Origin of the sequence: Pseudomonas sp. CFBP 13727 (assembly GCF_014841915.1) — a bacterium.
In the GTDB taxonomy this organism is placed as follows: Bacteria; Pseudomonadota; Gammaproteobacteria; order Pseudomonadales; family Pseudomonadaceae; genus Aquipseudomonas; species Aquipseudomonas baltica.
The window spans coordinates 882,164-904,311 of record NZ_JACYUT010000001.1 but is presented as its reverse complement, the minus strand read 5'-3'; the positions used below and the strand labels follow the sequence as shown (position 1 = coordinate 904,311).

The following is a 22,148-nucleotide window of genomic DNA, read 5'->3' as shown; positions in this document are numbered from 1 at the left end:
GCTACGGCATGCCCAGCCAGTTCGGCAGGGCCAGGGAGATGAAGGGCACGTAGGTCACCAGCAGCAGGAACATCAGCAGGATCGACAGCCACGGCAGGGCGGCGCGAATGGTCTGGCCCAGGGTCAGTCCGGTGACGGCCGAGGTGACGAACAGGTTCAGGCCTACCGGCGGATGGACCAGGCCGATCTCCATGTTGACCACCATGACGATGCCCAGGTGAATCGGGTCGATGCCCAGCTCCATGGCGATCGGGAAGAAGATCGGCGCCAGGATCAGGATGATCGCCGAAGGCTCCATGAAGCTGCCGGCCACCAGCAACACGATGTTGACCATGATCAGGAAACCCAGTGGCGTCAGGCCTTCGGACAGCACCCAGTTGGTGATCTGCTGCGGTATCTGTTCGGTGGTCAGCACGTGGGCGAAAAGCATGGCGTTGGCGATGATGAACAACAACATGATCGTCAGGCGGCCCGATTCGAGGAGCACCTTCGGGCATTCGGCAAGGCGCATGTCCTTGTATACGAACAGCGCGATGAACGCCGAGTAGACCGCCGCCACGGCGGCTGCTTCGGTGGGAGTGAACATGCCGCTGTAGATGCCGCCGAGGATGATCACCAGCAACAGCAGGCCCCAGAAGGCACGGCGGGCAGTGCTCAGCCATTCGCGGAAGGTGGCCCTGGGCTGCGCCGGCAGTTTCTTGATTCGCGCAACGATGTAGATCACCACCATCAAGATCACGCCGAGCAGGATGCCCGGAATCACCCCGGCCATGAACAGCTTGCCCACCGAGGTCTCGGTGGCCGCCGAATACACCACCATCACGATCGAAGGCGGGATGAGAATGCCCAGGGTGCCGGCGTTGCAGATGATGCCGGCGCCGAACTCGCGTGGATAGCCGGAGCGCACCATGCCGGCTACGGCAATCGAACCGACCGCTGCAACGGTGGCCGGCGACGATCCGGACAGCGCGGCGAACAGCATGCAGGCCAGCACCGCAGCGATCGCCAGGCCGCCACGGATATGGCCCACGCAGGCGTTGGCGAAATCGATCAGCCGTTGTGCCACGCCGCCGGTGGTCATGAAGGCGCCGGACAGCAGAAAGAACGGGATCGCCAGAAAGGTGTAGCTGTCCGAGGTCTCGAACAGTTTGATCGCCAGCGAGCTCAGGGAGTCCTGGCTGAACAGCAGGATCGACACCGCGCCGGACAGGCCCAGCGAAATGGCGATGGGCACGCCCAGGAACATGAACACGAACAGCAGCAGGAACAGGCAGATAACGGTCATCAGCGTTGCTCCTCGCCAGGGTGGGCCAGCTTGCTGGCTTCGGCAGCCTCGTCGGCCAGGCCCAACCCGGTCTGCCGATGGCTGTAGATGCGGTACATGATTTCCAGGTAGCGGGCGATGATCAGGGCGAAGCCGATCGGCACGATCAGCGCGATGTGGCCGACTTCGATGCCGTAGCGATCCAGATCCTCGGCACCGATGCCGGCCACCAGAACCGCCGACACCCACTTGATGCTGGCGACCAGGAACAGGCCGGCATACAGCAGGCAGCAGCCGCAGGCGATCATTGCCAGGACACGCTGGGCCGGCTTGCTGGTTTTCTTGACCAGCACGTCGACTCCCAAGTGGCCGGCAGTACGCACGCCATAGGCGATGCCGAAGAAGATCAGCCAGCCGAACAGTGCTTTGGTCAGCGCGATGCTCCAGGTCATTTCCTGGGCGTAACCCATCAGGTGATCACCGATACCGGCGAACAGATCGCTGCTCCACGCCCATTTGTCGCTGAGGACGTAGAACATCGTGTAGAGGTTGTTGAGCGCGACGTAAGTGAACGTCACCAGTGTCATGGCAGCCAGCAGGAAGGCGATCATGCCTTCTTCGAAACGCTCCCAGACTTGCCTGAGCGATTGCATAGGAATTCTCCGAACGTCGTGAGAGCGACCGCCGCCCACCGGGCAGCCGCGCGTCCATCACCGCTGGCCCTGGCCAGCGGTGATGGGTACGGGACAGGCGCTTACGAGGCCTTGTTGGAGGCTTCGGCTGCCTTGATCAGGTCGGGTCCGATCTGCTCGGAGAATTTGTCCCAGACCGGGCGCATGGCTTCGCGCCACTGTTCGCGTTGCTCGGTGGTCAGTGGGTCGATCTCACTGGTCTTGGCATCGATGATTTTCTGCCGGGCGGTCTGGTTCAGGGCCTCGGCCTGCTTGTTCACCTCGACGGTGACCTGGTCCATGAGCGTTTGCAGTTCGCCGCGGACATCGTCGGGCAGGCCGTTCCAGAACTTGGAGTTGGTGATCACCATGTAGTCGATCAGGCCATGGTTGGTCTCGGTGAAGAACGGCTGGACCTCATGGACCTTCTGGCTTTCGTAGTTCGACCAGGTGTTCTCGGTGCCATTCACGGTGCCGGTCTGCAGGCCCTGATAGACCTCGGCGAAACTCATCTTGCGCGGGTTGGCGCGGATCGCCTTGAACTGCTCCTCGAGTACACTGGAGGCTTGCACACGGAATTTCAGCCCGCGGGCGTCCTTGGGCAGGATCACCTTCTTGTTCGCCGACAGTTGCTTCAGGCCGTTGTGCCAATAGGCCAGGCCATGAATGCCCTTGTCGTCCATCGAGGTCAACAGCGCCTTGCCCTGCGGCCCCTGCTGGAAGCGGTCGACCGCAGCCAGGTCATCGAACAGGAACGGCAGATCGAAGATCTGCACCTGCTTGGTGTAGTGCTCGAACTTGGCCAGCGAGGGGGCGAGCATCTGCACGTCGCCCAGCAACAGTGCTTCCATCTCCTTGCCGTCGCCGAACAACGAGGAGTTGGGATAGACCTCCACTTTCACCTTGTCCTTGAGCTTGGGGTCGGCGGCCACCAGTTTCTGGAACAGCAGCGCGCCTTGGCCCTTGGGGGTGTTCTCCGCCACCACATGGGCGAACTTGATGACGACGGGATCGGCGGCCTGGGCCAGGGTTGCCATCGAAACGGCGGCGGCGCAGAGCAGCGCCTGGGTCAGCTTGAACATCGAGATCACCTTGTTATTGTTGTAGGACAATCCATTTTCGGCGGCTGTTTCGAGCCAACCGGCCCGATGCAGCGTAGAAGTGTTTTCAGCTTCAGGGTCGCTCAATCGCGCCTGTGGCGAAAATCTGTATTTGCATAACCCGGCGTTCGGCTCTGGCGAACGCCAATGTGCAGGCTAGCCGCCCGACAATTGCACCAGGCGTCTGGCACGCAGCAGTACCGGTGCATCGATCATCTGGCCATCGAACTGGAAAGCCCCCGCACCTCCCGCAGCCGTACTGGCCGCCAGCACCGCATGAGCCCATTGGAGCTCGGCCGCGCTGGGCGCCAGTGCGGCATGAATGACCGCCACCTGTCTGGGGTGAATGCACAGTGCACCGCCGTAGCCGAGGTTGCGCGCGTGTTCGATGGCGCGTTGCAACCCCGGCGTGTCGTCCAGGGCGGCGAACACACCGTCCAGGGGCGGCAGCAGGGCGGCGGCCCGCGAGTGCAGTTGCACGCTCATGCGGCCCTGATCCAGAAAAGCCTCCGCCGCGGGCGTACCGTGGCTCAGGCCCAGATCCAGGGCCAGGTCCAGACTGCCGAAGCACAGGCGCTGCACCCCGGGGCCATGGGCGATCGCCTGCAGCGCCAGCAAGCCTTTGGCGCTCTCGATGATTGGCCACAACGGTTTGCCGCTCTGGCAGGCCGTGGCGAGTTGCGCGCAGGTCTCGGTCTTGGGCAGCACCACCCCCACCACGCCAGGAGTGTTCGCGCAGAAGGCCAGGTCGCCCGCGTGCTGGGCATGCCCTGGGGCATTCACTCGAACCATGACCTGCGCCGTGTCGGTGTGCCGGAGGAAATCTGCAAGGTGCTGACGCGCGTGGGGTTTGAGTGCTTCTTCCACGGCATCTTCGAAATCGACGATCACCGCGTCGGCGCCAGCGGCGAGGGCCTTGGCGAACCGTTCGGGGCGGCTGCCCGGCACGAACAGCGCCGAGCGAAGGGGAGAGGTCGGCATGGCGCGGATTCCCGTGTTGGTCGTGGCACGCCGCAGCAGGCGGCGGCGATACCGAAGGTGCCGGTTGGTGCGTCAGATCACGCCGCTGGCGCTCATCTGCGCCCGTTGATCGGCGGAGTAGCCCAGTTCCTCGAGAATTCCCGCCGTGTGCTGTCCCAGCGCGGGCACCGCGTCCATGCGCGGGACGAACGCGGTGTTGCTGGCCGGCGGCAACAAAGCGGGAAGCTTGCCGGAGGGGCTGTCCACCTCACGCCAGCGCTCGCGTGCGGCGAGTTGCGGATGCCGCCAGACGCCGGCCATGTCGTTGACCTGGGCATTGGCGATCTGTGCGGTTTCCAGACGGGCCAGCACCTGTTCGACCGACAGCTGCGCAAAGCTGTCGACGATGATCTGCCGCAGTTCATCGCGGTTGCGCGAGCGTTCGAAGTTGCTGGAAAAGCGCGCGTCGTCGGCCAGCGACGCATCCAGCAGCACCTTGTCGCAGAACAGCGCCCATTCACGCTCGTTCTGCAGGCCGAGCATGATGGTCCCGCCGTGCCCGGTCGGGAACGGTCCGTACGGATAGATCGTGGAATGCGCCGCACCGGCGCGGGCGGGCGGTGGCGCACCCTTGTAGGCGTAATACAGCGGATAGCCCATCCACTCCACCAGGCTTTCGAGCATCGACACGTCGATCCGGCTGCCCACCCCAGTCTTGTCGCGCAGCATCAACGCCGAGAGCACCCCGGTGTAGGCGTACATGCCGGCGGCGATGTCGGCGATCGAGCAGCCGGCCTTGGCCCGCTCGTCTTCGCCGGGGCCGCCGGTCACCGAGAGAAAGCCGCCCTCGCTCTGGATCAGCAGGTCGTAGGCCTTTTTCTTCTCATAGGGGCCGCCTTCGCCGTAGCCGGAAATGTCGCAGACGATCAGTCGCGGATAACGCGCGTGCAACGCCTCGAACGACAGGCCCATCCGCGCTGCAGCGCCGGGTGCCAGGTTCTGCACCAGCACGTCGGCCTTGGCCAGCAGGCCGTGCAGGACCGCGTCGGCGGCTTGCTGCTTGAGGTCCAGGGTCAGGCTTTCCTTGGAACGGTTGGTCCAGACGAAATGCGACGCCAGGCCGTCGACACGCTGGTCGTAGCCACGGGCGAAGTCACCGCTGCCGGGGCGTTCGATTTTCACCACGCGCGCACCGAGGTCGGCCAGTTGGCGGGTGCAGAACGGCGCGGCGATGGCGTGTTCCAGGCTGACGACGGTGATACCGTCCAGCGGACGCGGGTTGAGCTCGGTCATGGGGTCACCTGTGGGTCAGAACAAATCGTTCAGTGTCGATGCGTCGCGCAGGTGCCAGATCTTGTCGATCAGCACGCGCGCCTGGCTCACCGTACGTGCACCGGAAAAGGCCAGCAGACGCAGGAACTTGTCTTCCAGTTCTGCGCGCGAAAGGGTATTGCCAGGGTCGCCCTTGGGCTCGTCGATCGCGGCGCTCAAGGTGCGGCCATCGGTGGTGGTGACGACGAGCCGTCCCAGCCAGCGCGCGGGGTAGGCGGCGTCGACCTCGCGGTCCAGCTCCATGCTGACCTTCTCTCGGAAGCCGTCGACAGCAGGGTCGGTCAGCGCCAGATCGCGGAACTCGATCAATTGCGCACTGCCGTGTACGGCAATCAGACCCAATACCGCGCCCATGGAAAACTTGGCCTGGTGCACCGTGCTGGGCTTGACCACCCGCCCGAGCACATCGATGGCACCCTGATGGACGCGCGTGACGACCTTGGCGATCTGTTCGTGCTGCAGGCCCTCGCGTTGCATCAAGTGCAGCAAGGCATCGGCGGCAGGGTGGGTGTGGCGGCACGATGCGTGGAACTTGAACGAGGTTTCCGCCAGCGCCCAGCGGCTGCCGAGCCGATCGTCCAGGCGGGTGGCGTCGGCGTCGCTGGACATACCGGCCGCCAGGCCTTGCTCGCCTTCGAGGATGTTGTGCGCACCGCTCAAACCGTCTTCGGTCATGTACGCCGCCAGCAAGCCATCGGCAGCAGCCTTGGCGGCGTGCAACTGCTTGGAATCGGCCGCATCGCGCAGGAATTCCCAGAGCCCGGCGGCCTGGGTGCCCGCAGTGCCCAACAGGTTGATGAACTGTTCGCGGTCGAACCCCAGCAGCTTGCCCACGGCCACGGCGGCAGCCAGGGTGCCGACCGTGGCTGTGGTGTGGAAGATCCGATAGTGGGAGCGGCCCATGAACTCGCCGATGCGGATGCCGGCCTCGTAACCGGCCACGGCCGCCAGCAGCAGCTCGCGCCCCGACTTGCCGCGATCCTGAGCCGCAGCCAGGACGGCGGAAAACACCACCGTGGCCGGGTGCAGTACCGAGCTGTTGTGCAGATCGTCCTGCTCGACCAGGTGCGACGCGGCACCGTTCACCAGCGCGGCGAAGTAGGCCGATGTGCCTTGGCCGCTGCCCAGCATCCTGGCGGGGCCGTCGCCGGGCCCCATGCGCCGTGCATAGCGCTCGAACAGGGGAATGGGATGGGCACCCTGGCTGGCCAGCGCCGAGCCCATCCAGTCCAGGAACAGGTCTTCGCAACGGGCGAGGACGGGCTCGGGAATGTGCTCGTAGTGCAGGTCGGCGAGGAAGGTGGCCAAACGGTGCGTGGCGTTCATCGACAGCTCCTCAGAAACTGCGTGGCAATTCGAGCAGATGCTCGGCCACGTAGGACAGGATCAAATTGGTGGAGATCGGCGCGACCTGGTACAGGCGGGTTTCGCGGAACTTGCGCTCGACGTCGTATTCGCAGGCGAAACCGAAGCCGCCGTGGGTCTGCAGGCAGGCATTGGCGGCCTCCCACGAAGCCTTGGCCGCCAGGTACTTGGCCATGTTGGCGCTGGCGCCGGCGTTCTGCCCGCTGTCATATTCGGCACAGGCGCGCCAGCGCATCAGGTCGGCTGCTTCGATCTCGATGTGCGCTTCGGCAATCGGGAACTGCACGCCCTGGTTCTGTCCGATCGGCCGGCCGAAGACCACTCGATCGCGGGCGTAGGCACTGGCCTTTTCGATGAACCAGCGACCATCGCCGATGCATTCGGCAGCGATCAGCGTCCGCTCGGCATTGAGGCCGTCGAGGATATAGCGAAACCCCTTGCCTTCTTCGCCGATGAGGCTGTCGGCGGGCAGTTCGAGGTTGTCGAAGAACAACTCGTTGGTCTCATGGTTGACCATGTTGGCGATCGGCTGCACGGTCAGCCCCTTGCCGATCGCTTCACGCAGATCGACCAGGAAGATCGACATGCCTTCGGATTTCTTCGTCACCTGGGCCAGCGGTGTAGTACGCGCCAGCAGAATCATCAGATCCGAATGCTGCACTCGGGATATCCACACCTTCTGCCCATTGATGACGTACTTGTCGCCCTGGCGCACGGCGGTGGTCTTGATCTTGGTGGTGTCGGTGCCGGTGGTCGGCTCGGTTACCGCCATCGATTGCAGGCGCAATTCGCCACTGGCCAGCTTGGGCAGGTAGTGGCGCTTCTGCGCCTCGCTGCCGTGGCGCAGCAAGGTGAACATGTTGTACATCTGCCCATGCACCGTGCCCGAGTTACCACCGCAGGCGTTGACCTCTTCGAGGATCACCGAGGCCTCGGCCAGGCCCAGGCCCGAGCCGCCGTATTCGCTGGGAATCATCGCCGACAGCCAACCGGCATCGGTGAGGGCCTTGACGAAGGTTTCGGGAAAACCCTTCTCCTCATCGATCTTGCGCCAGTAGGCAGCGTCGAATTCTGCGCACAGGGCACGAACGCCCTCGCGGATGGCATTGAGGTCTTCTTCATCGTAGACGGACATGGCACGGTTCTCGGAGTCGATGATGGGTTCGCGGTCAGTGGCCGGACTGGGGCGGGGAGCTGGAGTCGAAGGTGACATCGGCGCTTTGCGCGACGCCCGCCTCGTTGCCGGCCCACAGCCGCGCCTTGCCCTGTTCGAGCAGGCAGCCACTGAGCTGGAACGCAGTGGGCACGGTCAAAGGGCGTACGCCGCGGTAGGCGAAGTGGCGCACAGGCTTTCGAGGGTTGGCGCGGATGAAGCTGCGCAGCAGCAAGGTGGCGATCAGCGGCCCGTGCACCACCAGGCCAGCGTAGCCCTCGACGTCAGTCACGTAGGGGTGGTCGTAGTGGATGCGATGGCCGTTGAAAGTGACGGCCGAGTAGCGGAACAGCAGGGTCGGGGTCGGCTTTACCGTTTCACTCCACTGCGCAGCGACCGGTGCAGGGTCACTGGACAGCTTGGGAGGGTTCGGCTCCCGGTAGACGATGTCCTGCTCTTCGCGCAGGCACAGGCGGCCGCCCTGGGTGTAGTCGTGGCGCACCGTGACGAACAGCAGCGCGCCGGTGTGGCCGTGCTTTTCCTCGATACGCAGGATAGTGGACAGGCGCTCGGCAGCGCTGCCAACCGTCAGTGGCGCGATGAACTCCAAACGGCCACCGGCCCACATGCGGTTGCGATTGTCGGCGGCGGGCAGAAAGCCGCCGCGCAACGGGTGGCCATCGGTGCCCAACTGGTCTTCGGTGACCGGCGCCTGGAAAAAGCACCACTGCCACAGGGGCGGCAGCGGCTCACCGTCTTTTGGCGCAGGTTCGCCGAAGGTCGCGGCGATGCGCTCGGCAATGTTCTGGCTGAGCACATCCTGCGCCTGTTCGGTGCGGCCCATCCAGGCGCTGTAGTCGATGGCTGAATCTGATGCGCTCATGGGTGGCCTCTGCATTTTTGTTGTGCTGCGATGATGCGAGGGCCGCGGCATTCTGTGAATTTGCATTTGCGTAAGGCGGCGTTCATATTTGCCGAACGCCTGAAGGTAGGATCCCCACCATGCACTTCGACTTGGCCGACCTGCGCCTTTTCATCCATATCGGCGAATCACCCAGCCTGACCCAGGGCGCGCGCCGGGCGTTCCTCTCGCCGGCTGCGGCCAGTGCCCGGATCAAGGCACTGGAGCAGCAACTCGATACGCGCCTGCTGTACCGTGACAGCCGCGGCGTAGAGCTGACGCCGGCAGGGCAGAAGCTGCTCGTGCATGCCCGGCTGATCATGCGTCAGGTCGACTACCTCAAGGCCGACTTCACCCACTTGGGCGCCGACTCGGCCGGGCACATCCGTATCTTCGCCAACACCACGGCGGTGACCGAGTTCCTGCCCGAAGTGCTGGCCGGTTTTCTCGCCCGGCGCCCCGGGGTAAGCGTAGATCTGCAGGAGCGCCTGTCGCGCGACATCGTTCGCGGCGTGCTCGACGGCAGCACCGACATGGGCATCATCGCCGGCCCGGTCGAAGCGGTGGGGCTGCAGGTGATGCATTTCAGCACCGACCGCCTGGTGCTCACCGTGCCTGTGGGGCACGAGCTGGCACAGTGCAAGCGCATCAGCCTGAAACAGACCCTGGCGTTTCAACACATTGCCTTGCACGAAGGCAGCACCTTGCTCAGCTTTCTGCGTGAGCATGTCGAGCGAATCGGCCAGGGGCTGTCGCTGCGCATCCAGGTGTCGAGCTTCGAAGCGATCTGCCGGATGGTCGAGGCCGGAGTCGGCATCGGTATCATTCCAGAGTCGGCGGCCCTGCGGCACAGCCGTACCATGCGCCTGGTGACCATCGAACTGGACGAGCCCTGGGCGATACGCGAGCGCAGCATTCTGGTACGCGAGCTCGAGGCGTTGCCCGGCACGGTTCGCGCGCTGATCGCCACTTTGATGCCGACACCGGTGCCGGATTGAGATGATGCGTTGCAACTTGGCCCCAGGCTTTCTATCATCGCCGCGGGTGCACCGCTGCATACGGCAGGGGGCAGGTTAAAGTTCAGCGTTGGTCGGGCCGCCAGCGGAGAGCTACCGTGCCTGCAAAAAGACCGTCGACACCTGCCATCCCCCGTCCTCAACAGCTCACCGAACGCGCCCTGGCGGCGCTCGAACGCTTCTCCCACATCGAGGCCGTCAGCGGCATCGTGTTGCTGCTTGCCGCGATCACCGCACTGGTCTGGGCCAACAGCTCGATAGGGGATTCCTACGAGCACTTCTGGCATACCCAAGTCACCTTGGGCCTCGGCGATTTCAGCGTTTCGCAGTCCCTGCATTTTCTGGTCAACGATGGCCTGATGACCATTTTCTTTCTGGTGGTGGGTGCCGAGATACGCCAGGAAATCAAGGATGGCGCGCTGGCCAACCTGCAGCTGGCAGCCCTGCCGCTGGGTGCGGCACTGGGTGGCGTGCTGATGCCCGCCTTGCTTTACCTTGCCCTCAACCACGGCACACCGGCCAGCGCCGGCTGGGCAGTGCCGACCGCCACCGACATCGCCTTCGCCGTCGGCGTGCTGGCGCTGCTGGGTAAATCCATTCCCGCCAGCGTGCGGATCCTGCTGCTGGCACTGGCGATCATCGACGATATCGTGGCCATCCTGATCATCGCCGTGTTCTATACCGCCAGCCTCGACTACCTGGGTCTGCTGGTGGCCGTGGCCGGGTTGCTGCTGGTGCTGCTGTTCCAGCGCATGGGCATCAGCAAGGCATATGCCTATGTGTTACCGGGCGCGATCGTCTGGTTCGGCCTGCTCAAGACGGGCGTCCATCCCACCCTGGCCGGGGTGATTCTGGGCTTGATGACGCCGGTCTATTCCAAGCCGATGAGCGAGCGCCCGGTGGATATCATCCGCCGCAATTTCAACGAGCTGATGGAGCGCTTCACCCCCGGCAGCGACAATCGCGAGGCGGTTGCCGAGCCGCTCAGGCAGTTGCGCGATGCGCAGCGCGAAGTGCTGCCGCCGGTGCAGCGGATACAGGTCGGGCTGCATCTGTGGGTGGCGTTCGGCGTCATGCCGTTGTTTGCGCTGGCCAATGCCGGGGTCAGTTTCGCCGGCGCCAACCTCAGTGACGCGGTGTCGCAGCATGTGTTTGGCGGGGTGATGCTGGCTCTGGTGCTGGGCAAACCGCTGGGCGTGCTGCTGGTGAGCTTTCTGCTGGTCAGGCTGAACATCTGCAGGCTGCCCGAGGGTGTGACCTGGAGTGGGGTAGGCTTGGTCGGTCTGCTCGCCGGGATCGGCTTCACCATGTCGATCTTCATCGCTTCGCTGGCGTTCTCCGACCCGACCCTGCTGGCTTCGGCCAAGCTCAGTGTACTGGCGGCGTCCACGGTGGCGGCGGTGCTGGGTCTGGTCTGGGGCAAGCTCAGCTTCGGCAAGGCGCGGCCTGCGTGACACCGATGGCCTGAGCTTGTGCTGGCTTTTGTGGGAGGGCCGAGCCTGTTCTGGCTTTTGTGGGAGCGGGCTCTTCCCGCGAAGAGGCTAGCGTGGACCTCTTCGCGGGCAGAGCCCGCTCCCACATGAATCTGCTGCTGGTCACATGAGTCTGCTGCTGGCCACATGAATCTACTGCTGGCCATATGAGTCTGCTTTGGCAAGAGCCTAGGTGTTCATGGAAGCGCGCGGCTGGCCGATAGCCTTGTATCGGTTCCGCGCATTCTCTTTCAGGCCATCCATGCTCAAGTCCAGTTTCACCTCTCCGGCATCCTCCGCCAGGCCTGCGAGCAGCACTGCCCTGGCGCAGACCTCGTTGGTCACCTTTTGCGCCAGCCTCGCCGTGGTCTTTGCACTGGCGGTCGCTCTGTCCCTGTATTTCGCCCACGGTCTGGATCGCACCGAGCGCGTCCAGGGTCAGTCGATGGTGCAGAAAAGCATCGAGTCCGAACGCCGGCTTCTGCAACTGACCATCAAGGACTACTCGTTCTGGGGGGAGGCCTATCGGCACCTGCATCTCAAGGTGGACATGGAATGGGCCTATGTGCGGGAAAACTTCGGTCCGGCGTTGTACGACGATTTCGGCTACCAGGCCGCGTTCGTCATAGGGCCGGGCAACCGCTCGGTGTATGCGGTAATCGACGGCAAGTATGAAACCATAGCGGCTGCGGATTGGCTGGGCCGCCCCGTCGATGAGTGGGTCGCCGCCGCACGCGCCCTGGCCGACGACGAAAAGGTCTTCACCGCACTGACCAGCCTGGCCGGTACACCGGCCCTGGTCGTGGCGGCAGCGATCACGCCCAGCACCGACCCTACGGTGCAGACCGACGACCGGCCGCCGTCGGTCATGCTGGTGGTCAATCGTCTCGATCCGCAGCGGCTTCAAGCGCTCGGCGAGAGTATGGGCCTGCGCGGGCTGCGGGTGGCCCGTACCGATGACACCACGGCTGCCCACGCGCTGGTCGCGGCCGAGCACGGCACGACTTTCGACATGCAGTGGGACGCAGCAAGGCCGGGGCGGCAGATGATCATCGTGGTATTGCCCATGATCATCCTGGCGACGCTGATCATCCTCGGCATGACCTGGGTCATGCTGCGGCGCAATACTCGCGCTGCGCGCGCCCTGGACAGCAGCCACCAATTGCTGCGCGACAGCCAGGTGGCGCTGGCGCTCAGCGAGTCGCGCTTTCGCGACGTAGCCGAAGCCAGCTCCGACTGGATCTGGGAAACCGATGGCGATGGTCATGTCACCTACCTGTCCGACCGCTTCGAGACGGTCACTGGCGTGGGCAAGGCGCAATGGCTGGGCATCTCGATCGACGACCTGGTCGAATTGCCCCAGGGCACGCTCCTGGCGTGGCTGCGCGGCAATCCAGGGCAGGGCAACCTGACCACTGAATGCAGCTATATGGACGTGCATCGGCAACGGCGTACGGCGCGGATCGCTGCGCGGACCATCGGCGATCAAGGCTTTCGGGGTACCGCCACCGATGTCACCGAGGAGATCGACGCGCGGCGACGGGTCGAGTACCTGTCGCGCCATGACGTGCTGACCGGCCTGCCCAACCGCAGCCAGTTGCGCGACTACCTGGAAAGCCGTCTGGAAAACGCGCTCGCCGCCCGCCAGCCCCTGGTCATGCTGACCATCGACCTGGATCGGTTCAAGCCGGTCAACGACCTGCTCGGCCATGCTACCGGCGACCGCGTGCTGTACCAGATCGGCGAGCGCATCAGGCAATGCGTGCGCAGCCAGGACATCGTCGCCCGGGTCGGTGGCGACGAATTCGTCATGGTCGTGGCGGGCGCGGTCGGGCATGCGGAGATCGAGGCACTGTGTCGACGGCTGATCGAGCTGATCGAGCAGGTCATCGAGGTCGACGACCAGGACATCCATGTCAGCGCCAGTATCGGCATTGCCGTGTCGCCGGGCGATGCGGCGCACGCCCCTGAACTGCTGCGCTATTCGGACATCGCCTTGTACGAGGCGAAGGCGAGCGGGCGCGGCACCTGGCGTTTCTATGATGGCGACATGAATGAGCGGATCATCGAACGTCGGCGCCTGGAAAGCGACCTGCGCTATGCGATCAAGCATGGCGAGTTATGCCTGCAATACCAGCCGCGCTTCCGCATTGCCGACGGCCAGATGGTCGGGGCCGAGGCGCTGGTGCGCTGGCAGCATCCACAGCGTGGCCTGCTGGCGCCTGATGCATTCATTCCGATCGCCGAAGACACGGGCTTGATCACCGCACTTGGCGACTGGGTGATGAACGCGGCCTGCCGGCAGGCCAGTCAATGGCCCGAAGAGCTGTTCGTGTCGGTCAACGTGTCTTCCAAGGAGTTCCAGGGCGGACAATTGGTGGAGCGGGTCAGGGCCGCCTTGTTGAGGTCGGGCCTGGCGGCGGCGAGGCTGGAGCTTGAGGTTACCGAAAGCGTGATGCTCGAAGATGCCGACAATGCGTTGACCCTGATGCGAGCGCTGAAGGGCCTCGGCGTCCGGCTGGCCATGGATGATTTCGGCACCGGCTATTCATCGCTGAGCTACCTGCGCACGTTTCCCTTCGATGGGCTCAAGATCGACCGCAGTTTCGTCGGCAGGCTGGGCGACAGCCAACCCGACCTGGCCATCATCGAGGCGGTGATCGGCCTGGGTCGGGCACTGTCGCTGACGGTGACGGCCGAAGGGGTGGAAACGCTGGAACAGTTGCAGCTGCTGGATTCGGTGGCTTGCGACGAGGGCCAGGGTTATTACCTGAGTCGGCCCCTGGACGGCGCGCGGTTCGAAGAGCTGCTGCTCGCCAGTTGCGCGCGTTGATCGACCAGGCCAACCATTCAAACCCCGCTGGTATCGCATGCACCGCCGACGCGGCTCGCGCCGCTGCTACAGGGGCTGCGGGGGTGTGTGTCCGCCGACGCGCCTGCACTCCCCGTAGGAGCGGTCAATGGCCGCGAAGGGGCGCTGTGGATTATCTGACACACCACGACGACGGCTTCGCGGCCACAGACCGCTCCTACGAAGGCCCTGCAGGCACGCCTCCATCCCCTGTAGCAGCGGCGCGAGCCGCGTCCGAATACGCCGCGGTGTGACAGCCGGATAGCATGCACCGCTGACGCGGCTTGCGCCGCTGCTACAGGACTGCGGGGGTGTGTGGGGGCGCCTGCACTTCCCGTAGGAGCGGTCATCGGCCGCGAAGGGGCGCTGCGGATTATCTGGCACACCGCGGCAACGGCTGCGCGGCCACAGACCGCTCCTGCGAAGGCCCTGCGGGAACGCCTGTGTCCCCTGTAGCAGCGGCGCGAGCCGCGTCCGGGGGCAACGCGTGGCTGCGGGTACACGCCCACCGTCACTGACCGGGCCGGTGCAGCTTTTCCAATGCCTGCAACTGCATCAGCAACGGATGATACGGCGCGCGGGTACCCGCACCGTCGGCGTCGCCGAACACGCCTGCGGGACAATAACGGCCGTCATCCCAACCCGGATAGTCCAGAAACGGGTACCAGCACAGCCCCTGCACATCGACCCCGCGTTGCAGCGCCACTGCCAGCTGGCTGCCCACGTAGTCCAGCCACGGCCCGCGCGCATCACCCTCGGCGCCGGTTTCGGCCAGCAGAATCGGCCGTCCGTAACGCCGATGGAGCTCAGCCAGCAGCCCGGCCAGCGGACGAAACTCGGGGTGCCCGCGCAAGATCCGTTCGCCATTGTGCCGCCACTGATTCTGCGGGTAGAAGTTGGCCCCGATGATGTCCAGGTACGCTTCACAGCCGCCCAGCCCCGGCCACTGCCGACCGGCCAGCATGTCCCAGGCCTGGAACTGCGACAGCCGCTGACCCTCGGCGCGCTCCTGGTCCACGGCGCGTGATGAGTCCGGCACGACGTGAATCAGCGGGTCGCACTGAACCAAACGCGCCGCAGGCGCCTGCGCGTGAATGGCCTCGATCGCCTCGATGCTGGCCCGCACCAGCTGATGCTTGAGTTCCAGCCCACGGCCATGCGCGCCGGGGTTGAAATAGCCGACGTCGCCGCCGGCCCAACTCCAGAACGACATCTCGTTGATGGGGGAACAAAAGGGCGCCTCGAAGCCTTCATCAACCATCAACCGTGCCGCGGCCCCGGAGAAGCGCGCAAAGCGTTCGACGAATTCGGGTCGCCAGATATCCAGGCCATCCGGGTAGCCGTAGTGACACAGGTCCCACACCACCTGCAGATTGCACTCGCGTGCGGCGCGCAGCAGGGGCAGGAAACTGCTCCAGTCGTAATACCCTGGACGCTGTTCGATCACATGCCAGCGCAGGCCGTCGCGTGCGGCACCAATGCCACTGGCCAGCAGCTGACGATAGTCATGGGCCGCCCAGCGCAGATGGCCGGTGCTGACCTGCACATCCACACGTTCACCATCGCGCCGCCGCTGCGCGGCGCATTCGTAGCCGGCCATGATGAAGGTATTGAACAGGCCAGGCGGGTTCAAGCGCCTTGCTCGTCGAGCGCCGTCGACGCCCCGGCTCCCTCGGTCGGCAAGGCTTGCTGCTCGATCCGTTGATACAGTGCCAGCGCCTGGCCCACGACCTGATCCATGTTGTAGTACTTGTAGGTGCCCAGTCGCCCGAGGAATGTCACCCCCGGCGTGTCGTCCGCCAGCGCCTTGTAGCGTTGATACAGCTGGGCGTTTTCGGCTCGCGGAATCGGGTAGTAGGGGTCGCCTTCGGCGCAGGGGTATTCATAGGTGATACTGGTGTGCGGATGTTGCTGACCGGTGAGGTGCTTGTATTCGGTGATGCGCGTGTAGGGCACCGCTTCATCGGGGTAGTTGACTACGGCCACCGCTTGCAACTGTGGTTGCTGGAGGGTCTTGTGTTCGAAGCGCAGCGACCGGTAGGGCAGGCGACCCAGGCGGAACTCGAAGTATTCGTCCACCGGGCCGCAATAGATCAGCTGGGTGTACGCCAACTGCTCGCGCACCCGGGCGAAATCGGTGTCCAGCAACACGTCGATGCGGGGATGGTCGAGCATGTTCTCGAACATGCGCGTGTAGCCATCGAGCGGCATTGCCTGAAAACTGTCGGTGAAGTAGCGGTCGTCGACGTTGGTGCGCGTGGGGATCCGCGAGGTCACCGACTTGTCCAGCTGCGAAGGGTCCAGGCCCCACTGCTTGCGGGTGTAGCCCTGGAAGAACTTCTGGTAGAGCTGCTCGCCGATCTGATTGATCACCACATCCTCGGAGGTGCGGATGCATTCAACCGGCTGCGCCCGTTCGGCAAGAAAGCGCTCGGCCCCGGCCTCGTCCATCTGCAAGTCGAACAGCGTATTGAGCGTGGTCAGGTTGATCGGGATCGGCACCAGGTGGTCGTCGACCCGGGCCAGCACGCGGTGCTCGTAAGGGCGCCACTGGGTGAAACGCGACAGATAGTCGACGATGCGCTGGGCGTTGGTATGGAAGATGTGCGGCCCGTAGCGGTGGACCATGACGCCCGCTGCATCCAGATGGTCGTAGGCGTTGCCGCCGATATGCTCACGACGGTCGATCACCAGCACGTTCATGCCAAGCCCTGCGGCCAGGCGCTCGGCAATGACGCTGCCAGCGAAGCCGGCACCCACCACCAGGTAATCATAAGGGCGTCCATCGCCGTGAGCGGACGGACCACGGCAGGCGCTGTCGAGGGTTACCTGAGGCATTCGATCTGCTCCTTCATGGCGTTGCAGGTCTTGTCCCACGACATGCCATCCAATGCGGCATCGGCCTGGACGACCACGCTGTCACGGGCTTCGGCACCCAGTGCGCGTTCCACCGCAGCGATGAATGCCGTGGGGGTGTCGGCGATGCTTACGACACCGCTGGTGCCATAGCCGCTGATCACGTCGGCAATCGGTGTCGACACCACCGGGCGCCCGCCAGCAAGGTATTCGGGGGTCTTGGTCGGGCTGATGAAGCGCGTGGAAGCATTGATCGCGAACGGCATGAGGGCAACGTCCCAGCCGGCCAGGTAGTGGGGCAATTGCTCATACTGCTTCGCCCCGAGGTAGTGAATGTTGGCGCGTTGCGGCAAGGTCTGCGGATCGATCTTCACCACCGGGCCGATCAGCACGATCTGCCACTGTGGCCGCTGCCGGGCCAGCTCATCGACCAACTGGATGTCGAAACGCTCGTCGATGACACCGAAGAAGCCCAGCCGCGGGTGGCCGATCGCGGCCTGATCGGCCGGATCGGGCAGCAACGCCCGGGCCTGGGCAAAGTGAGCGATGTCGACACTACTGGGCATGGCGTGGGCGTTGTCGTGCTGATGGCGCTTGGCTTCCCACAGACTCTGCCCCCCGGTGAACACCACGTCGGCACGCGCCAACAGTTGGCGTTCCCTTTCGATGAGTTCCGGCGGAGCGCCCATGAATGCGGACAACTCGTCCATGCAATCGAAGATAGTCACCTGGCCGTGCAGATGGTCAGTGAACGCCAGGCTCATCGGGGTCAGGTACCAGAGCAGCAGTTCGGCGTCGCGGTGCTGGGCCAGGTAGCCATCGAGCAGGTCGCGCTGCATCGCGATGACCTGGTCGTGAGGGGTGCCCGCCGGCAGCTGCGGCACCAGCACGGTCACGCCGTGTGCTGGATGGCTGGCCAGCAACTGCGGTTGCACATGCTCGGCGAACAGCGGCTCTTCGAAGAACAGCACGTCGTAGCTCTGCGCCAGGCGTGACATGAGGTGTTGGGGTCGCTGGTAGACGAACCCCCAGCGCAAGTGCGACAGACATAGCATCAGCGGTCGGCCTGCGGGCGTCGCGGTGCGCGCTGGAGTGGACAGTGGGGCAGGGGTGAAGCCGGGCGGCGCCACATCGGTCATGGGGGTGTCCTTGGTCAGTGCCTGAATCGGGACTGAAGCCAGTTGAGCTGGGCTTCGACGCCACCCGGATGGATGTTGCAAGGCAGTGCGGCGAGCGAGTGCATGCGCGCGGTGCGTTGGTACTGATTGAGACGCCGTCGCTGCAGGCGGCGTTCAACTTTGATTTGCCGACCGCCTGGGATATGCCAACCGTCTGGCTGCCGCCTGGAACTCCGCGCCACCGCGCGCGCCCATAGTTTCATAGGCCTGATCCCGTCGTCGTATCACGCAGGTGCTATCTCTTGATCTTGACCGGTGCGCCTGCGGGCGACGGGAGCGACGGCGATGATTCTGGTCACAGGCGGTACGGGTTACATCGGCGCACAGGTGGTGCTGCAACTGCTTGCTCATGGGCAGACTGTGGTGATCTTCGACAACCTCTGCAACAGCTCGCGTGCAAGCCTGGAGCGTATTGCCCGGCTGGGCGGACGGCGGGCCCGGTTCGTACTCGGCGACGTGCGCAACCGAGCGCAGCTGGATGCCCTGTTCGCGGATTTTCCCATCGCTGCGGTGATTCATTGCGCTGGCTTGAAAGCGGTTGGCGAGAGCGTGCGCGAGCCGTTGCGCTATTACGACAGCAATGTCGGCGGCAGCATTGCGCTGTGCCAGGCGATGGCGGCCGCCGGTGTCTTCACGCTGATTTTCAGCTCTTCGGCGACGGTCTATGGCGACTGCGCCACGATGCCCATCGACGAAACCTGCGCCACCGGATTGCCGACCAACCCCTACGGGTTTTCCAAGCTGATGGCGGAGAACGTCATGCTCAGCCTGGCGGCTTCGGATGCGCGCTGGTCGGTCGGGCTGCTGCGCTATTTCAACCCCATCGGCGCCCATGAATCGGGCGAGCTGGGCGAGGCGCCGGCACAGGTGCCGAACAACCTGCTGCCGTACCTTCTGCAGGTGGCCAGTGGGCGGCGCGACGTGCTGCAGGTGTTCGGCAACGACTACGCTACGCCGGACGGCACCGGCGTTCGTGATTACGTGCATGTGATGGACCTGGCCGAAGGACACTGGCGGGCTTTGCAGGCATTGTTGGGCGGCAGCGGGGTGCGCGTCTGGAATCTGGGAACCGGGCGGGGGTATTCGGTATTGCAGGTGGTCGATGCTTTCACCCGCACCTGCGGGGTGCCCATCGCCCTGGCCTTCGAGCCCAGGCGCATGGGCGACGTGGCGCAGTGCTGGGCCAACCCGGGCAAGGCGCGCCGCGAGCTGGGCTGGCAGGCCCGACGCGGCCTGGACGACATGCTGCGCGACGCCTGGCGCTGGGAGCGCCGCCTGGCAGAGGAACACCGGCCCATCGTCTATACAACCGAAACCTCTACCACGATCCCTGTAGCAGCGGCGCAAGCCGCGGCCGGACACGCCGCGGTGTGACAGCCGGATAGCATGCACCGCCGACGCGGCTTGCGCCGCTGCTACAGGGGCTGCGGTGGTGTGGGGGGGTGTGCGTGACCGCCGACGCGGCTTGCGCCGCTGCTACAAGGGGCTGCGGTGGTGTGGGGATGTGCGTGACTGCCGCCAGCACTCTGCGTAGGAGCGGTCATCGGCCGCGAAAGGGCACCGCGGATGGTCTGTCACACCGCGGCGACAACTTCGCGGCCACGGACCGCTCCTACGAAGGCCCTTGGGGAACACCTCCGTCCCCCTGTAGCAGCGGCGCAAGCCGCGTCCGGATACGCCGCGGTGTGACAGCCGGACAGCATGCACCGCCGACGCGGCTTGCGCCGCTGCTACAGGGGCTGCGGTGGTGTGGGGGGATGTGGTTGACGAGCCCACCGCCGCCAGCACCCTGCGTAGGAGCGGTCATCGGCCGCGAAAGGGCACCGCGGATGGTCTGGCACACCGCGGCGACAACTTCGCGGCCACGGACCGCTCCTACGAAGGCCCTCGAGGAACACCTCCGTCCCCTGTAGCAGCGGCGCAAGCCGCGTCCGGATACGCCGCGGTGTGACAGCCGGATAGCATGCACCGCCGACGCGGCTCGCGCCGCTGCTACAGGGGGCTGCGGTGGTGTAGGGAGATGTGCGTGACCGCCGACGCGGCTTGCGCCGCTGCTACAGGGGCTGCGGGGGTGTGGGGAGATGTGCGTGACCACCGACGCGGCTTGCGCCGCTGCTGCAGGGATTTCAGTGCATCGGTCGCTGCGGGGTGTTGGACACCCCGCAACACTTGGATTTACAACACCACGCTCGGCAGCCAGAGGGAGATGGCCGGAATGTAGGTGACCAGCATCAGCACCAGGAACAGCGCCAGGTAGAACGGCAGCAGGGCCTTGACCGTGGCTTCGATGGTCACCTTGCCGACCGCCGCACCGACGAACAGCACGGCACCCACCGGTGGTGTGATCAGGCCTATGCCCAGGTTGACCAGCATGATCATGCCGAAATGCACCGGATCCACACCCACGCTGACGATCACCGGCAACAGGATCGGTGTCAGGATCAGAATCAACGGCGCCATGTCCATGATCGTGCCCAGCATCAGCAGCATCACGTTGATGCACATCAGGATCACGTAGCGGTTGTCCGACAGCGTCAGGAACGCCGTGGTGATCTTCATCGGGATTTCCATCAGCGTCAGGATGTACCCGAAGCTGGCAGCGAAACCGATCAGAATCATCACGATGGAAATGGTCCGCGCCGCCCGGTGCATCAGCTTGGGCAGGTCGCGCCACTTGTAGTCGCGGTAGATGAACATGGTCACGAAGAACGACCACAACACGGCGATGGCTGCCGACTCGGTCGCGGTGAACACGCCCGAGAGGATGCCGCCGAGAATGATCACCAGCGCCATCATTCCCCACAACGCCTCACCGGCGATCTTCAGCGCCTGGCGCATCGGAATGACTTCTCCCTTGGGATAGTTGCGCTTGCGCGCAAAGATCATGCACAAGCCCATCATCACAGCACTGAGCAACAGCCCTGGCATGATCCCGGCCATGAACAGCGAAGCGATCGACACCGAGCCGCCAGCGGCCAGCGAGTACAGCACCGAGTTGTGGCTCGGTGGCGTCAGCAGGGCCTGGACCGAGCCGCTGACGGTTACGGCCGTGGAGAAATCACGCGGATAGCCGGCCCGCTCCATTTCCGGAATCAACACCGAACCCACCGATGCGGTATCGGCGACTGACGAACCTGAGATGGCACCGAAAAAGGTCGAAGCGACGATGTTGACCAGCGACAGGCCTCCGCGCACGAAGCCCACCAGCACGCCGGCGAAGGCCACCAGCCGGCGCGACATGCCGCCTTCGGCCATGATCGCACCCGCCAGCACGAAGAACGGAATGGCCAGCAGCGAGAATTTGTTCACCCCACCGGCGATCTGGATCATCAGGGCGTCGGCCGGGATGTCGATCCACCAGGCCCCGATCAACGCCGACAGGCCCAGCGCATAGGCCACCGGCATGCCCACCAGGATCAAGGCGATGAAGCTGCCCAACAGTATGAGAGCATCCATTTACGCGGCACCTTCACTGGCTTCTACGACGTCGAACCGCATCACGGCGCGGTGGCTCTGGTCACCCAGGAACAGCTTCTCGAGGATGAATACCAAAGTCACGATGCCGCCGATCGGGATGGGCAGGTAGGAAATGCCTACCCGCATGGAAGGAATTTCACCCAGGTACTGGTTCCAGGTGTTGGCGCACAGCTTGAAGCCCTTGAAGATCATGAACAGCGCGACCACCGCCATCAGGAGCTGAACCGCGAATGCCGCCACTCGGCGAACCTGCGCCGGCATGCGGTCCACGGCCATGGCTACCGCCATGTGTGCGCCGGCGCGGTAGCTGGCGGCGGCGCCGAAGAAGGTGAAGACCACCATCAGCAGGATTGCCACCGGCTCCGGCCAACTGGAACCGCTGCCCAGTGCGTAGCGGGTAAAGATGCCCCATGGAATGATCAGGGTCATGGTCAGGACCGACAAGCCGGCGATCCCGATGCACACCCGGTAAAGCAGGTCGTTGAAACGCAGCACAGTGTTTTTCATGAGGCTCACCCAGCGGCGGGGGAGCGGGCACATGCCCGGTCCCCC

17 protein-coding genes are annotated in these 22,148 nt (G+C 64.6%); 4 read left to right on the top strand and 13 right to left on the bottom strand.

Annotated elements, in window-relative coordinates; translation table 11 throughout:
- Position 1: 1 nt before the first annotated feature.
- The 8 genes from dctM to IFT76_RS03945 all read right to left on the bottom strand — a co-directional run bounded on the left by dctM (position 2) and on the right by IFT76_RS03945 (position 8,728).
- Positions 2-1,285 carry a C4-dicarboxylate TRAP transporter large permease protein DctM gene (gene dctM, locus IFT76_RS03980; RefSeq protein WP_122479017.1) on the bottom strand — a complete coding sequence of 428 codons (1,284 nt, stop codon included), beginning with the start codon at positions 1,283-1,285 and terminating at the stop codon, positions 2-4.
- Positions 1,285-1,917, bottom strand: a complete 633-nt coding sequence (locus IFT76_RS03975) for a TRAP transporter small permease (RefSeq protein ID WP_185793792.1) — start codon at positions 1,915-1,917, stop codon at positions 1,285-1,287. The genes dctM and IFT76_RS03975 overlap by 1 nt, the downstream gene beginning before the upstream one ends.
- Before the next feature lie 101 nt (positions 1,918-2,018).
- Complete coding sequence (locus IFT76_RS03970) at positions 2,019-3,017, bottom strand: TRAP transporter substrate-binding protein (protein ID WP_192049486.1); 999 nt, start codon at positions 3,015-3,017, stop codon at positions 2,019-2,021.
- Positions 3,018-3,191: 174 nt separating this feature from the next.
- Positions 3,192-4,016 (bottom strand): HpcH/HpaI aldolase/citrate lyase family protein, encoded by an 825-nt coding sequence (locus IFT76_RS03965; RefSeq protein ID WP_192057470.1) that lies wholly within the window; start codon positions 4,014-4,016, stop codon positions 3,192-3,194.
- Between the two features lie 72 nt (positions 4,017-4,088).
- A complete protein-coding gene (locus IFT76_RS03960) occupies positions 4,089-5,288 on the bottom strand; it encodes a CaiB/BaiF CoA transferase family protein (RefSeq protein WP_122479012.1) in 1,200 nt (399 codons plus the stop codon).
- A 15-nt stretch (positions 5,289-5,303) separates the two neighbouring features.
- Positions 5,304-6,653, bottom strand: coding sequence for an MmgE/PrpD family protein (locus tag IFT76_RS03955; RefSeq protein WP_192057469.1), 1,350 nt, complete (start codon positions 6,651-6,653; stop codon positions 5,304-5,306).
- Between the two features lie 10 nt (positions 6,654-6,663).
- On the bottom strand, positions 6,664-7,827 hold the full coding sequence (locus IFT76_RS03950) for an acyl-CoA dehydrogenase family protein (RefSeq protein ID WP_192057468.1): 1,164 nt from the start codon (positions 7,825-7,827) through the stop codon (positions 6,664-6,666).
- A 34-nt stretch (positions 7,828-7,861) separates the two neighbouring features.
- Positions 7,862-8,728, bottom strand: a complete 867-nt coding sequence (locus IFT76_RS03945) for a transposase (RefSeq protein ID WP_185793788.1) — start codon at positions 8,726-8,728, stop codon at positions 7,862-7,864.
- A gap of 119 nt (positions 8,729-8,847) precedes the next feature.
- On the opposite strand from IFT76_RS03945, the gene IFT76_RS03940 reads away from it, so the two are divergent.
- The 3 genes from IFT76_RS03940 to IFT76_RS03930 all read left to right on the top strand — a co-directional run bounded on the left by IFT76_RS03940 (position 8,848) and on the right by IFT76_RS03930 (position 14,067).
- Positions 8,848-9,744 (top strand): LysR family transcriptional regulator, encoded by an 897-nt coding sequence (locus IFT76_RS03940; RefSeq protein WP_192057467.1) that lies wholly within the window; start codon positions 8,848-8,850, stop codon positions 9,742-9,744.
- A 116-nt stretch (positions 9,745-9,860) separates the two neighbouring features.
- Positions 9,861-11,216: a Na+/H+ antiporter NhaA gene (nhaA, locus tag IFT76_RS03935; protein ID WP_192057466.1), complete on the top strand. Its 1,356-nt coding sequence runs from the start codon at positions 9,861-9,863 to the stop codon at positions 11,214-11,216.
- Between the two features lie 280 nt (positions 11,217-11,496).
- Entirely contained in the window at positions 11,497-14,067 is a 2,571-nt protein-coding gene (locus tag IFT76_RS03930; protein WP_192057465.1) for a bifunctional diguanylate cyclase/phosphodiesterase, read from the top strand.
- 529 nt (positions 14,068-14,596) lie between these two features.
- On the opposite strand, the gene IFT76_RS03925 is transcribed toward IFT76_RS03930, so the two are convergent.
- The 3 genes from IFT76_RS03925 to IFT76_RS03915 are packed head-to-tail and all read right to left on the bottom strand — an operon-like array spanning position 14,597 to position 18,080.
- Entirely contained in the window at positions 14,597-15,685 is a 1,089-nt protein-coding gene (locus tag IFT76_RS03925; protein ID WP_192057776.1) for a beta-glucosidase, read from the bottom strand.
- A gap of 29 nt (positions 15,686-15,714) precedes the next feature.
- The gene (gene glf / locus IFT76_RS03920) at positions 15,715-16,923 is read right to left on the bottom strand and encodes a UDP-galactopyranose mutase (RefSeq protein ID WP_192057464.1); all 1,209 of its coding nucleotides are present in this window, start codon (positions 16,921-16,923) and stop codon (positions 15,715-15,717) included.
- Positions 16,911-18,080, bottom strand: a complete 1,170-nt coding sequence (locus IFT76_RS03915) for a glycosyltransferase family 1 protein (RefSeq protein ID WP_192057463.1) — start codon at positions 18,078-18,080, stop codon at positions 16,911-16,913. Before IFT76_RS03915 ends, glf begins: the two co-directional genes overlap by 13 nt.
- A gap of 324 nt (positions 18,081-18,404) precedes the next feature.
- Between IFT76_RS03915 and galE the strand changes: the two genes are divergently transcribed.
- A complete protein-coding gene (gene galE, locus IFT76_RS03910; protein ID WP_192057462.1) occupies positions 18,405-19,493 on the top strand; it encodes a UDP-glucose 4-epimerase GalE in 1,089 nt (362 codons plus the stop codon).
- An 801-nt stretch (positions 19,494-20,294) separates the two neighbouring features.
- Here galE and IFT76_RS03905 read toward each other — a convergent pair.
- Complete coding sequence (locus tag IFT76_RS03905; RefSeq protein WP_122478995.1) at positions 20,295-21,575, bottom strand: TRAP transporter large permease; 1,281 nt, start codon at positions 21,573-21,575, stop codon at positions 20,295-20,297.
- A complete protein-coding gene (locus IFT76_RS03900; protein ID WP_192054047.1) occupies positions 21,576-22,103 on the bottom strand; it encodes a TRAP transporter small permease in 528 nt (175 codons plus the stop codon). It lies immediately after the preceding gene.
- Positions 22,104-22,148 lie beyond the last annotated feature (45 nt).

Coding starts and splice junctions, on each gene's coding strand:
- glf (WP_192057464.1), bottom strand. CDS start 16,923: ATGCCTCAGGTAACCCTCGACAGCGCCTGCCGTGGTCCGTCCGCTCAC.
- IFT76_RS03905 (WP_122478995.1), bottom strand. CDS start 21,575: ATGGATGCTCTCATACTGTTGGGCAGCTTCATCGCCTTGATCCTGGTG.
- IFT76_RS03940 (WP_192057467.1), top strand. CDS start 8,848: ATGCACTTCGACTTGGCCGACCTGCGCCTTTTCATCCATATCGGCGAA.
- IFT76_RS03925 (WP_192057776.1), bottom strand. CDS start 15,685: ATGGCCGGCTACGAATGCGCCGCGCAGCGGCGGCGCGATGGTGAACGT.
- IFT76_RS03945 (WP_185793788.1), bottom strand. CDS start 8,728: ATGAGCGCATCAGATTCAGCCATCGACTACAGCGCCTGGATGGGCCGC.
- IFT76_RS03965 (WP_192057470.1), bottom strand. CDS start 4,016: ATGCCGACCTCTCCCCTTCGCTCGGCGCTGTTCGTGCCGGGCAGCCGC.
- galE (WP_192057462.1), top strand. CDS start 18,405: ATGATTCTGGTCACAGGCGGTACGGGTTACATCGGCGCACAGGTGGTG.
- IFT76_RS03915 (WP_192057463.1), bottom strand. CDS start 18,080: ATGACCGATGTGGCGCCGCCCGGCTTCACCCCTGCCCCACTGTCCACT.
- dctM (WP_122479017.1), bottom strand. CDS start 1,285: ATGACCGTTATCTGCCTGTTCCTGCTGCTGTTCGTGTTCATGTTCCTG.
- IFT76_RS03930 (WP_192057465.1), top strand. CDS start 11,497: ATGCTCAAGTCCAGTTTCACCTCTCCGGCATCCTCCGCCAGGCCTGCG.
- IFT76_RS03955 (WP_192057469.1), bottom strand. CDS start 6,653: ATGAACGCCACGCACCGTTTGGCCACCTTCCTCGCCGACCTGCACTAC.
- IFT76_RS03900 (WP_192054047.1), bottom strand. CDS start 22,103: ATGAAAAACACTGTGCTGCGTTTCAACGACCTGCTTTACCGGGTGTGC.
- IFT76_RS03950 (WP_192057468.1), bottom strand. CDS start 7,827: ATGTCCGTCTACGATGAAGAAGACCTCAATGCCATCCGCGAGGGCGTT.
- IFT76_RS03960 (WP_122479012.1), bottom strand. CDS start 5,288: ATGACCGAGCTCAACCCGCGTCCGCTGGACGGTATCACCGTCGTCAGC.
- IFT76_RS03970 (WP_192049486.1), bottom strand. CDS start 3,017: ATGTTCAAGCTGACCCAGGCGCTGCTCTGCGCCGCCGCCGTTTCGATG.
- IFT76_RS03975 (WP_185793792.1), bottom strand. CDS start 1,917: ATGCAATCGCTCAGGCAAGTCTGGGAGCGTTTCGAAGAAGGCATGATC.